Origin of the sequence: Methanoregula sp., from assembly GCF_003170075.1 — an archaeon.
Taxonomy (GTDB): Archaea; Halobacteriota; Methanomicrobia; order Methanomicrobiales; family Methanospirillaceae; genus Methanoregula.
This window is the reverse complement of the sequence record NZ_PMZU01000037.1, coordinates 1-11,740: the sequence shown is the minus strand read 5'-3', so window position 1 is coordinate 11,740 and position 11,740 is coordinate 1. Positions and strand designations below refer to the sequence as shown.

Sequence of the window (11,740 nt, the reverse complement as noted above, 5' to 3'; positions counted from 1 at the left end):
CGATTCTATGCAGGAAAACACTATTTCGACCAAAATATTTATGTATTCATAGAATAATGAAAATTATAACCCTTTCCGGTGGGAGGTGTGATGAAGATGGTTGCAGCAAAGAAACCGGCCGCAAAGAAGGCCCCAGCAAAAAAACCCGCCGTAAAGAAGACAGCCTCCAAGAAGAAATAATCTTTTTGGTCTCATTTTATTGTTTTCTCTCTATTTTTGGGATTTATGTGAATTTTCTGCACGATTAAATCTGGTATGTGCTCTGATTGCGAGAAAATCTCCGGCCATTGGTGTCCATGTATGCTGCAAAAACTTTCCCGCCTTTTGTTCGTGACTCCCGTCAGTCTCACTCCGGCCACGCCGTGACTTCCCTCGCCGATGGCCGTATCGAGGGAGACAACTTTTCGGCAGGGTATCCTATGGCACACCCCATATATGCCCATTTCCCGTGTTCAAGCCCGGTGATCCGGCAGAAACCGGGATTGTCCGCCATCTGTGCCGTGACGGAAACGAGCTGGAACCCAAGACCGAGAGCCGTTGCTTTGAGCCACATGTTCTCCATGCAGTGGGAAAGGGACTGTTGTTCCACGGGAGGGAATCCCTTCTTCTCCGCTGCCACAATATAGAAGGGAGCCGTGCCCACACCGGGCACCATGCCTATGTTTTTGATCGTCGCGAGCCGGTTCATGAATCCGGCAGCCTGTTCCCGCAGTTGTGCGTTTTTTGCTGCCGCACGCTCCAGCTCACCGGCCATTGCCACAACTTCGTTAAAGACGAGTGGGATCAGTTCCGTCATGGCCGGCGAACCTTTCCGTACGACAACAAACCTTCGGAAATAATCATCAGTACTCCCGATTGCTGAGGCAGCAAAAGGAGCATGGAGACCGGCATGAATGATACTGTCGATCATCTCATCCGGTGGAATTTTCTGTGTGAATGTACGGCAGGTCCGCCGTTCACCGATAATCCTGTCCAGGACCGCGTTGTCCTGTTCTGTTTTTGCCGTCATGATAAGCAAGCTCACATCCCATTACACAGCAGGGATATTTTAACGTGTGTTTCCCGGATCGTGCCCGTCTCGCAGGTAAAGAGTCCGGCGCCCCAGTTCCGCGACAGGTATAAATGGGCTGCTTAACGGTAGAGAACCCCCTGGAGCCGGAGGAGTACAGAATCTAATCAGTTATATACCATCAAATAATAACTATCCATTATACCTATGAGGTATATGGAGGATTGATGATATGACTGACATAAAGGATATTCTTCAGATGGCAATAAGCCGAGAGGTAGAATCGTATACATTTTACCGGACCGTTTCTGACAAGGTCAAGGATGCAAACTTAAAGAAACTCTTTAATGAACTTGCGGGGGAAGAGACGAAGCACCGGCAATTCCTTGAAGGGTTGCTCACAAAGGATGCAAAGGATCTTCACATCACTGGCGCGAAGGATTTTAAAGTCGGCGACAGTCTCGCAACCCCGAAACTCACTATGGACTTAAAACCCATAGATGGTCTTGTCCTTGCCATCAAGAAAGAACTCGAAGCGATGCAGATGTATACGCAGCTTGCCAATGCGACAAGTGATTTTGTCCAGAAAAGCCTTTTCCAGAACCTTGCCGCCATGGAAAGTGGCCACAAGGCCCGGCTCGAGGATCTATACGTAGAGATGGCGTTTCCCGAAGTCTGGTAAGTCTAAAACCAGTGTCTGCCGGCGTGCAAAAACCAAAAACTTATTCTTTTTCTTTTAACCTTTTTAAAAACACCCAGTCCTGTTGTGACGATGGGATGCCCTCGCGGACTGGCGACAGCCTGCAGGAGCATTAAATATACTACAGTGGCCTTCCGGCAGCCCCTGATAACGGGATTATGGAAAGTTGGATTTCCGGACGATCTGCCAAGGAAAGGGCTGTGACACCCGTTTTTTTTTAAAATGCCAAAAATGGTGCATAAAATGGTGTTTCTCCGGGTCATCATTTCCCTATCATCACATTGATATGTCCCCGTTTCAAAAACACCATCCCGGGAAAGAATATGCCGGACTTAAAAGACATTCCCGACGCGGTGCGGTGGCGGTATGCCGCAGGATGCGCCGCGATGCTTCCCGCGCTGTACGATGTCGCATTCCGCGAGGCGCTCGGGAAAAAATACGGGGCGCTCGAACAGGAGATCTGGATGGAGGTCGGCCGCATGATCCAGTCGATAGCTCTCGACTGCTCCCTCCCGGTCATGAATGCACAGGAAATCGCGCGGACCGTGCAGGTTGCAACGATCGTCCTCTTCGGGCCGGAGTATGGCGGGGAGACAATTGATCTTCCCAATAATAACGCCGTCATTATCGTCAGGCGCTGCCCGTTCCTGTACCACAGTTATACGCTTGCTGCCGACCACGAACGAACGTTCGCCCGGTGCATGGCACTCACGCTTACTGCAGTCCCGCTCCTCAACAACAAGTACACGGCCCGGTTCGTACGGACGATGTGCACCGGTGACCGGCAGTGCGAGGTCAAGATCGAGAAGAAACCGGAGCCGGAGAATGCAGCTGCGGTAAAGACGTAACAGGGAATCCGGTTATTTAAAAAAAGGTGATTGTGTAACATCCACCAAAAGTTCGATTAAACCAAAAAGTGAAATTTTATTGCCGCTCCTGGGGGCTTCGCCCCCGCACGCTTGAGGCATCCTCCCATTACGATGATGGTGTATTACCTGCATGCTGATTGTTTTTTTGGGAACGTTTCAGGGTTACAGGTAATACCCACACTATCACATACGCCCCCGCCCCCATTGGGGGCAGGGCTGGCGTGAGGGGGGTCGCCTACTTTTTTTTAAATTTTCTACAGATTACAGATCTTATAAAAAATCCTGAAATGCCACCATACTACCCATGAGTTAGTGGTGGACTTTACCTAATCACCATTACTTATAACAACGACCGGATTCCTGACACAAGGAGCGGGGAGAGGAACCGGAGCAGGGCTGGTTTTTTCATAAGAATCCCGGTTATGTTTCCCGGCCGGTCCATGTCCCCGTGCTGCACAATCTCACTGATAATTTTTGGATCATCAAGGGCAAGGATCATCCGGTCGACCGTCTCCGTTGACAGGTTCTGGCGCATCAGGAAGAGCCGGTACCCAAGCGACAGCTCACGGCCGATATCTGCCTGCCAGCGCCGTTCGTACTCCGCAAGCGCTGTATCGGAAAAGGTGTCGTTTTCACAGCACGCAGCCGCCACCACCGCTGCATGACGGGCAGAGCGGACACCGGTATAGACTCCGCCGCCGGAGGTGGGCTTGGCAAAACCTGCTGCATCCCCCACAAAGAGGGTACGGCGGCCAGACGTTTTTGGCATCACGCCCAGGGGAATGGTGCCGGTGACCAGGTGCAGGTCGGACAGGAGACCGATCCTCCGGACAAATGCAGAAAACCGTTCCCGTACCTGCACGGTTCCGCACAGCCCGGCCCTGACCCGGCCGTTCCCTGACGGGATCGCCCAACCGAAGAACTCCGGGGATGCATCCGGGTAGAGTTCGACAAGCCCGGGATCGCAGTCACGCTTTCCCTCGGCCTGGATACCGGCCAGAAACACCGGTGCCCGTTCCATCCCGCAGATGCGGGCGATCGTGCTTCGGGGCCCGTCAGCCGCAATCAGGATCTTAAAGGAAAATTCCTCATGCCCATTGATCCCCCGGGTGACCACATGATCACCCCTGACATCGCAAACTTCGGTCTTGAGCCGGAAGTCTGCTCCCGCGTCTGCTGCAGCCTCTGCCATCTCGCGGTCAAGCATGCCCCGGTCCACCACGTGCGCCTTTGGGGTTTTCGCATCGATGACGAGGGCATGCCCCGTACTGGATATAAGGCGTGCGCCGGTCACGGTATTGAGGATGGATCGCCGGGAAACCGCGCACTCTTCGAAAGCCGCACGGGACAGGAGGCCGGCGCACTGCACCGGATACCCGATGCTCCCCTGCTCCTCGATACAGAGCACCGAAAGCCCGCTTCTGGCACATGCACGGGCGGCTGCGCAGCCTGCCGGCCCGGCGCCGACGACAATGATATCATAGGCCGGGAGCATGGTCGGGGGCACCTGGAATAAAAAGGCAGATTTACTGCGGGGGTTTCCCGTCTGGCTGTTCGCCCGGCTGATCAGGAATACCTGCGGGCGGGGCCTCTGTTCCTGCCGATTTTACCGTAATCCCGCAGGTTTTGAAGATAAGCACGTGGGGGGGGATGGGTGCTTCAGCACCTTCTTTCATGGAAACTCCCATGAGAATGGCAAAGAGCCCGAAGACAAACGAGAAGGTCCCGACAACAGTCATGGCCAAGGTCTCGCTCATTGACGGCACATAATGGATAATGAACCCGAGCAGGACGAGACTGCTCACGATTACGCCCGCCACAAGGAAATGTTTCGATCGCGGCCGGGTCAGAGCCTGTGATATACCTGAATACGCGGCATAGAACGCCAGTACCCCAATGGCCAGTACAAAGAGAAGAGCGATAAGATTCTGAAATAGAATGGAGACTATCCCGATGACAAGGAGCACGGCGGAACAAAGAAACCAGAAAAATGAGTCTTCCGTGTGCGAAGTAATACCGATGAACAGGCAGAGCACGATACCTGCTACCAGGAGGACCCAGAAAATACCAAGGAATAAGGAGAGCACAGGGCCCGGCACAACAAGGGCAAGACCCCCAAAGATTAAGCCAATCGACCCTTTCAGGAGGCAGGACAATTTCGCATCCATAGAAATACCTCTGTTTTCTCGCGTTAATAGTTTCGTACGCGATTCCAGGGCGGACCCGGATCCCGGCTCTCATGCAGGCCTCGCCCTTTTATACGAGAGCCCGTTTGCCGCCGGGGATTTTATCAGCACCGGGGGGATTTTGGGGACCGTGGTTTCGGTCAGGTTGTTTTCTGTCCGCATCCGCACGACCGACGGGGTCTATGTCCATATCCCAAATGACCAGATCTATTCGACAACGGTTCCGGCTGACACCACCTCAAAACAGGGGTGAAAGAACCGGAGGGAAATTTAAATAAAAAACCGGCAGGCGTATCTAGGTCCGCCCGAACCCGAAAAACTCAATCCCGAAAAGTTTCTCCAGCGCATAGAGGATGGCAAAGAAGAAGACGGCATACAATACGAAACCCACGACAAGATTCATCCAGCCGGCCATCCCGGCATATGCCATGATCAGGTTCGAAATCCTATCGGCGATAATAATAGCACAGAGGATTCCCAGGAAAAAGATTACCCATTTTTTGATAGCTGCAAAGTCCATATGCATAGTTGGATTCCTCAGGTATTAAAACCCTCAAAACCTTGTAGGGGGATGCAGTCAGGGGAGCCTTCCTGAAAAATGCGGGTATAGGGCGTACTTTCTTTCTGCCGTACGTTTCCGTGAAGAATTCCTTGCAGAGACGTTTTTTGCGGGAGCGAAATGGTTATGACGTACCCGGCTTTTGAGCGTACCTGATGGATGAGAACGGGGCCACTCCCGATGGGTTTACGACCGTCGCAAGGATCGCACCCTTGCGGTTGCAGGTGTTCTGCTGCTGGTCTTTCTTTTTGGCCAGCAGGAAACGACTTATGATAACAATCTCGCGAAGGCAGCATCGCACAAGACCGGGCCATCGGAAATAAACGTGCCTGATACACAGGGACATTCCCCCCTTGTGTTCCGGAGAGCGTGAGCGTGGAAGCGCGACAGTACCAATCCGGCGTGCTTTTTACCAGGGGGGGCGATGCCCTCATTCCTGCTATAAGAAAGTATTTTAGGCCGCCCTGCCAATGTCTCGAAAGACACCTGTCATCATTCCTCACTGCCCCTGTACTCTACCGGCTACAGGCCGTCTGCTGCAAAAAAGCATGAAAAAACGACATGATGCTGACAATAATGGGAGAATGAACCTATGTCAGGACGAAACACCCTCGAACTGATTCACGGTATCCTTACCGAGATCACAAAAGTCTCCAGACTGATAGAGGGATATCAGTACGAGGATTTTTACCGGGATGAACAGACCTATACCATGGTTACCGGCTGCATCAGGAACCTTGATACAATGGCGCGCCAGATGCCGACGATTATCCAGGTAAAATACGCTCTTTTGCCATGGAAAGAACTGGCAGCACTGGAAGAAGAGGTCGCACATGCAGACACGGTCACCCGGCCCGGGGTCATCTGGAGGATCTGCACCGAAACGCTCCCGCGTATCCAGCCGCTTGTCGAAAACCTGATCGAAGAGCTGGAGAAATAATCCCGGGTACCTCAACAGTCCGGGAGTGTTTTCAGACAGGAACCCGCACATCTTTTTTTCCCGACCGCCCCGGTTTTCTGCCACGACCTCCTGCCCGCGAATGCTTATCTTACCAAGAACCTTTGAGTACTGGTATGGATGATGAACCTGCGGAGATTACGCCCCGCTCCGATGCACCGGCAAACCCGGATCCCGTGCCCAATCCGGCGGCACCCATGGGCCGGGGATTCTGGGCAGTGATGGCGCTTATCGGTGTTCTTATCCTTTTGATCATCTATGCCCAGGTCCAGGGCGTCACCAGAACCGTGCCGGTAAACCTGACCGGCACCAGCTGGACGCTGACCTACTATAGTAATGACGGCGGCACGATGGTCCCCGTAACAAACGGGACGGTGGTGACGATCCGTTTCGGCCTGGAAAACGGCACCATTCTCGACGGAAATTCCGGCTGCAACGAGTACAGCTATCAGTACACGATCAGGGGTTCCATGCTCACCCTGACACGCGGTTCCGGGGTAACGACCGAAATGTTCTGCCCGGCTCCCGGCGTGATGCAGGTTGAGTCCACGTACCTGCACAATCTGGAAAACTCCACCACCATAAGGTTCCGGAGCGACCACCTGTACCTGTATGATTCCGCAGACAAACCGCTCCTCATCTTTGAACAGACAACAAGCTGAAAACGGTTATCGTTGATGATCCAGAGGACCGGGTACAGGGATGTTACTCTGCCCTGTTGCCTGCATATTCCCGTTTTCCGACCGTCGCAAGGTAGATCAGGAACTGGTTGATCCCATCGATGCCAAGGATCTTTGCCATCGCATCGTCATCGAATGCGGCAATGGCACAGACTCCGCACCCGGTCGCCTCTGCAGCAAGGTACAGGTTCTGGCAGACATGGCCGGCGTCAAGGTGCAGGTCCCGGTACCCGCGCTCGCCGTACCGCCACGTCATCCGGTACGGCACGGCCGTCCAGAGAAACACGACACCGCACCGCATGACAAATTGCTGTTCGAGACAGGCACGGGCAACGTCAATGTGGAGGGTGGGATCGGTTTTTACCTGGCAGAGCCGGTGGGTGAGGGCAAGGTACCGGTAGAGACCCGGTTCGAGGCCGTCCACATCGTTTACAAGCAGGTACGTCTCGAAGGCGTGGCGCGCCCCGGCCGATGGGACGGTGCGGAAGGTCGCCTGCGACCCGTGCACGCTCTTTACCCCCTGGGTGCACCAGAGCAAAAAGGAGAGTTCATCGAGGGAGAGAGGCTCTTTTGCGTACGACCGGACGCTGTGCCTGTGTTCGATTGCCTCGCGGAGATCGGTGTGCGGGATCGACAGCGCTGCCGGCTTTTGGAGATCCAGGACCGGCAGGTCCGGGTCCGCCGGAAGTTCCAGCGGTGGCTGGGGCATGCCTTTTTCCTGGTCCGACCGTCCCAGGTACCGGTACTTCGTCTGCTCCAAAAATACCTGTCCTGTGCCGGCAGGGGTCGGGGTATGGTCTGGCATATGCTACGCTTTGTGAACCGGCCCCAGATAGTCCTTTTGATAGTACAACAGTTTCCCTGAAAAATTTCCCGTGCCGGACTGATCACACCGCTGAAGGGAACGGATATCAGCCGGTAAAAGGAAACAATTCCCACATATTTCGTGAAACCATGCCTGCACGCGCCGCACCCGACAGGAACAACGCACCCCCGCTTTTCGAATTTGCCAACGTCTCTGTGATCCGGGGCGGCAAACGGGTGCTCGATCACGTCACGCTCTCCATTGCCGAAGGCGAGAATGTCGCCATCCTCGGACCAAACGGCGCGGGGAAATCCTCGCTCATAAAAACCATCACCCGCGAGTATTACCCGGTGCTGTCGGAGGGGCCGGTGACATTCCGGGTACGGGGAAAAGATGAATGGGATGTCTTTTGCCTCCGGTCGTTTGTCGGCATCGTATCAAACGACCTCCAGTACACCTTCACAAGAACCATCACCGGCCGGGAAGTGATCCTCTCCGGCTTTTTTTCAAGCATCGGGCTCTTTAACCGGGTCGTTACCCCTGCCATGGAAGAAAAGACGCAGGAGATCCAGAGGTTCCTTCGCATCGAACGGCTTAGGGACCGGCCCATGAACGAGATGTCGTCGGGAGAGGCCCGGCGCTTTTTAATCGGACGGGCGCTCGTGTTTGATCCTTCCACGCTCATCCTCGACGAACCGACAAACAGCCTCGATCTTTCTGCCCTTCATACGTTCCGCCAGACCCTGCGGACGATCGCGCAGTCAGGAACGGGCATTATCCTTGTCACGCACCACCTCCACGATCTCATCCCGGAGATCTCAAGGGTCGTCATGATGAACGGCGGCAGGGTCTGCGGCGACGGCGATAAACCGGCAATGCTGACCGACGATAAAATCAGCCGGCTCTTTTCGGTACCGGTGCATGTGCGGGAAGAGAACGGCTGGTACTATGCTACCGGGTATTAAAAAGCAATTTTTGCACCTCGGCGTTCATAATCGCACCCGGAAAAATCCGGCGCGCTTCCTTTCAACCTGCCACAGGAACGGTAAAACTCCTGGATGCTGCCCCGGTACCAAAGGTTATAATAGGGTGTTATAGTTCTGGAGCACCAAGACAATACTCACATCCGGGGATAGGTAGTATCCAAAAAAACAGGGACCAGATACATGCTCACGCTTGATGAGATCAGGGAATATGCCGGGGTAAACGGGCTGGTGTCCCCCGCGGCAGAAGAAAGCCGGAAGAAGTACGGCGCCAACGTCATGACGCCCCCGGCACGTGAGCCGCTCTGGAAACAGTACCTGAAAAATTTCGACAGCCCCATCATCAGGATCCTGCTGTTCGCCGTCGCGATCTCCGCTATTGTCTCGATCGCTGAAGGGAGCGGGCTTTTAAACACCCTTGCGATCATCATCGCGATCCTGCTTGCCACCGGCATCTCCTTTTATAACGAGTATCATAGCAGCCGGGAGTTTGATGTCCTCAACGCCCACCGCGACGATATGGCAGTCAAGGTGGTCCGGGACAGCAACCCCACCGTAGTGCCCTCCCGCGATATCGTGGTCGGCGACCTCGTCCTCCTTGAAGCCGGCGACGCGATCCCGGCCGACGGCTGGCTTCTTGCGTCTGACGGGCTCTTCTGCGACGAATCTGCCTTTACCGGTGAGAGCGAACCGGTTCAGAAAGAAAAACAAGATAACGTTCTCAAGGGAAGTTTTGTGACGGCCGGGAAAGGGAGGATGATCGCCGGGGCTGTCGGCGATGCAGCCGAGATGGGCGTGATCGCCGCAACGCTCGGGATCGATCATGCGACAAAGACCCCGCTTGAATCAAAACTCGAAACCCTTGCCGGGCTGATCTCGAAATTCGGGTACGTGATGGCGGTCCTCATCTGCAGCACGCTCATCATCCGCGGCATCCTTACCGGTGACCTGACGGGACCAAACCTTGCCACCGCAAACCACCTGCTCCAGTATTTCATGCTCGCGGTCGTGATTGTCGTTGCCGCTGTACCCGAGGGGCTGCCGATGAGCGTCGCGCTCTCGCTCTCCCTTGCCATGCGCAAGATGACCCGGGCCAACTGTCTTGTGCGGCGCCTTGTTGCCTGCGAGACCATCGGGTCGGCGACCTCGGTCTGCACCGACAAGACCGGGACACTCACGAAAAACCAGATGGAAGTAATTGAGGCGTCCGTCACCGGCCCGGCCGTGCCGGCGGGAGAACCGGTCACACCTGCGGAGTGGATCACGCTGAACGCGGCCGTCAACGGAACCGCGTATCTTGAAGAGCGGGAGGACGGCAGGGTCATCGTGATCGGGAACTCAACAGAGGGGGCGCTCCTCCGGTGGCTGCGGGCCCATGCGATCGATTACCGGATGCAAAGAAAAAAGATCCCGGTAGTCCGGCAGTACCTCTTCGACGGGAAGCGCAAGCGCATGTCGACCGTGGTGAACTTAAACGGACGGCGGTTCCTGCTTGTCAAAGGTGCACCGGAGATCCTGTCCGGACTCTGCGCTGCGGCGCCCGATCTCTCGGGTGTGGGCGTGCTTGCCTCCCGTGCGATGCGGACGCTCGCGTTTGCCCACCGGGAGATCACGGGAGATGACGAGAACGAGTCTGATCTCGTCTGGGACGGGTACGTCGGTATCCGCGATCCCCTGCGGGACGATATCGCAGCGTCTGTGGCCCGCTGCCAGCACGCCGGCATCAGGGTACGGATGGTCACGGGTGACAACCCGGTAACAGCACAGGCCATTGCCCGGGAGGCCGGCATCATAAAAGGCGGGACGGTTATGACCGGAAAAGAGTTCCGGGCGCTTTCGGCCGAAGCACAGGTAACGGCCGCAAAGAGCCTTGACGTGATGGCCCGCGCCGAACCCATGGACAAGTTCCTCCTCGTGCAGGCGCTCCAGAAGACCGGCGCGGTCGTGGCCGTGACCGGCGACGGGACCAACGATGCCCCCGCGCTTAAACACGCGGACGTGGGGCTTGCGATGGGTATGGCCGGTACCGAAGTAGCCCGGGAGGCAAGCGACATTATCCTTCTCGACGATTCCTTTGCCTCGATCGTGAGCGCAGTCTGGTGGGGCAGGGCGCTGTACGAGAACATCCAGCGCTTCCTCCTTTTCCAGCTTACCATCAATTTCTGTGCCTGCATCCTCGTCTTTATTGCCCCACTCCTCGGTTACCCGGAGCCGTTTACCATTATTGAGATCCTCTGGATCAACATCATCATGGATACGCTCGCCGCGTTTGCACTCTGCTCGGAGGCACCGCATCGCGGGCTGATCGACCACTCACCGGTCCCGCGCGACGCTCCGATCATCACGCCGTTTATGTGGGTCTCGATCGCGATAACCGGCGCCTTCCTTGTTTTCAGCGGCCTCCTCCAGCTCGGTACCGGGTTCCTGGGCGGAAAAACAGACGCGGAGATCGGCACGGTTTTCTTTGCCGCATTTATTATTGCCGCCGTGATAAACGGGTTCAACTGCCGGGCGATGGACGGAAAGATGCCTCAGTTCTTCAAGGGTAACCCGACATTTTTCCTGGTTATAGCCGGGATCGTGCTTATCCAGGTCATTATTATCCAGTTCGGCGGTGCAATCTTTGGTACCGTACCGCTCACACCTGAAGAATGGGTGACAATCGCGGTTGCAGCGGCGGTACCGGTGCTGGTCATCGGGTTTTTGATCCGGTGCGCATTCGGCTGGTACCGTGCGGCCAAAAAATACCCTGCCGGCGCATAAACCTCGAAAGATCCGTTTTTAATTTTTGGTGATTAGGTAAAGTCCATCACTAACTCATGGGTAGTATGGTGGCATTTCAGGATTTTTTTTTATAAGATCTGCACTCCGGGGAACACAAAAAAATGCAGCCCCCCTCTTGCGCCGCCAGTCCCCCAAGGAGGACGGGGCGCTATTAGCGATGCCTCGGCATTACCTGTATCGGGGACACACATAGGTACAGGTAATACG

13 protein-coding genes are annotated in these 11,740 nt (G+C 55.3%); 7 read left to right on the top strand and 6 right to left on the bottom strand.

Annotation, left to right across the window (positions count from 1 at the left end; translation table 11 throughout):
• Positions 1 to 346 precede the first annotated feature (346 nt).
• Entirely contained in the window at positions 347 to 1,009 is a 663-nt protein-coding gene (locus QZN75_RS04295; RefSeq protein ID WP_292425216.1) for a nitroreductase family protein, read from the bottom strand.
• 232 nt (positions 1,010 to 1,241) lie between these two features.
• Here QZN75_RS04295 and QZN75_RS04290 point away from each other — a divergent pair, with 232 nt between their 5' ends.
• Both QZN75_RS04290 and QZN75_RS04285 read left to right on the top strand, forming a co-directional pair.
• The gene (locus QZN75_RS04290) at positions 1,242 to 1,691 is read left to right on the top strand and encodes a ferritin family protein (protein ID WP_292425214.1); all 450 of its coding nucleotides are present in this window, start codon (positions 1,242 to 1,244) and stop codon (positions 1,689 to 1,691) included.
• A 341-nt stretch (positions 1,692 to 2,032) separates the two neighbouring features.
• Positions 2,033 to 2,557 (top strand): hypothetical protein, encoded by a 525-nt coding sequence (locus QZN75_RS04285; RefSeq protein ID WP_292425212.1) that lies wholly within the window; start codon positions 2,033 to 2,035, stop codon positions 2,555 to 2,557.
• A gap of 361 nt (positions 2,558 to 2,918) precedes the next feature.
• Here QZN75_RS04285 and QZN75_RS04280 read toward each other — a convergent pair whose 3' ends face one another.
• Both QZN75_RS04280 and QZN75_RS04275 read right to left on the bottom strand, forming a co-directional pair.
• Entirely contained in the window at positions 2,919 to 4,073 is a 1,155-nt protein-coding gene (locus QZN75_RS04280; RefSeq protein WP_292425209.1) for a geranylgeranyl reductase family protein, read from the bottom strand.
• A 31-nt stretch (positions 4,074 to 4,104) separates the two neighbouring features.
• The gene (locus QZN75_RS04275; protein ID WP_292425207.1) at positions 4,105 to 4,746 is read right to left on the bottom strand and encodes a hypothetical protein; all 642 of its coding nucleotides are present in this window, start codon (positions 4,744 to 4,746) and stop codon (positions 4,105 to 4,107) included.
• Between QZN75_RS04275 and QZN75_RS09960 the strand changes: the two genes are divergently transcribed.
• Positions 4,643 to 5,017, top strand: a complete 375-nt coding sequence (locus QZN75_RS09960) for a mechanosensitive ion channel domain-containing protein (protein ID WP_366652797.1) — start codon at positions 4,643 to 4,645, stop codon at positions 5,015 to 5,017. The genes QZN75_RS04275 and QZN75_RS09960 overlap by 104 nt on opposite strands.
• A 42-nt stretch (positions 5,018 to 5,059) precedes the next feature.
• Here QZN75_RS09960 and QZN75_RS04270 read toward each other — a convergent pair whose 3' ends face one another.
• Both QZN75_RS04270 and QZN75_RS04265 read right to left on the bottom strand, forming a co-directional pair.
• On the bottom strand, positions 5,060 to 5,284 hold the full coding sequence (locus QZN75_RS04270; protein ID WP_292425203.1) for a hypothetical protein: 225 nt from the start codon (positions 5,282 to 5,284) through the stop codon (positions 5,060 to 5,062).
• 163 nt (positions 5,285 to 5,447) lie between these two features.
• The gene (locus tag QZN75_RS04265) at positions 5,448 to 5,624 is read right to left on the bottom strand and encodes a hypothetical protein (RefSeq protein WP_292425200.1); all 177 of its coding nucleotides are present in this window, start codon (positions 5,622 to 5,624) and stop codon (positions 5,448 to 5,450) included.
• Between the two features lie 291 nt (positions 5,625 to 5,915).
• Here QZN75_RS04265 and QZN75_RS04260 point away from each other — a divergent pair, with 291 nt between their 5' ends.
• Both QZN75_RS04260 and QZN75_RS04255 read left to right on the top strand, forming a co-directional pair.
• Entirely contained in the window at positions 5,916 to 6,263 is a 348-nt protein-coding gene (locus QZN75_RS04260; RefSeq protein ID WP_292425198.1) for a DUF86 domain-containing protein, read from the top strand.
• Between the two features lie 134 nt (positions 6,264 to 6,397).
• On the top strand, positions 6,398 to 6,943 hold the full coding sequence (locus tag QZN75_RS04255; protein WP_292425196.1) for an META domain-containing protein: 546 nt from the start codon (positions 6,398 to 6,400) through the stop codon (positions 6,941 to 6,943).
• 43 nt (positions 6,944 to 6,986) lie between these two features.
• Here QZN75_RS04255 and QZN75_RS04250 read toward each other — a convergent pair whose 3' ends face one another.
• Positions 6,987 to 7,766, bottom strand: a complete 780-nt coding sequence (locus QZN75_RS04250; protein ID WP_292425193.1) for a SagB/ThcOx family dehydrogenase — start codon at positions 7,764 to 7,766, stop codon at positions 6,987 to 6,989.
• Positions 7,767 to 7,915: 149 nt separating this feature from the next.
• On the opposite strand from QZN75_RS04250, the gene QZN75_RS04245 reads away from it, so the two are divergent.
• Together QZN75_RS04245 and QZN75_RS04240 are read left to right on the top strand one after the other, a co-directional pair.
• Positions 7,916 to 8,731 carry an ABC transporter ATP-binding protein gene (locus QZN75_RS04245; protein ID WP_292425190.1) on the top strand — a complete coding sequence of 272 codons (816 nt, stop codon included), beginning with the start codon at positions 7,916 to 7,918 and terminating at the stop codon, positions 8,729 to 8,731.
• 201 nt (positions 8,732 to 8,932) lie between these two features.
• Positions 8,933 to 11,512, top strand: coding sequence for a calcium-translocating P-type ATPase, PMCA-type (locus QZN75_RS04240; protein ID WP_292425187.1), 2,580 nt, complete (start codon positions 8,933 to 8,935; stop codon positions 11,510 to 11,512).
• Positions 11,513 to 11,740 lie beyond the last annotated feature (228 nt).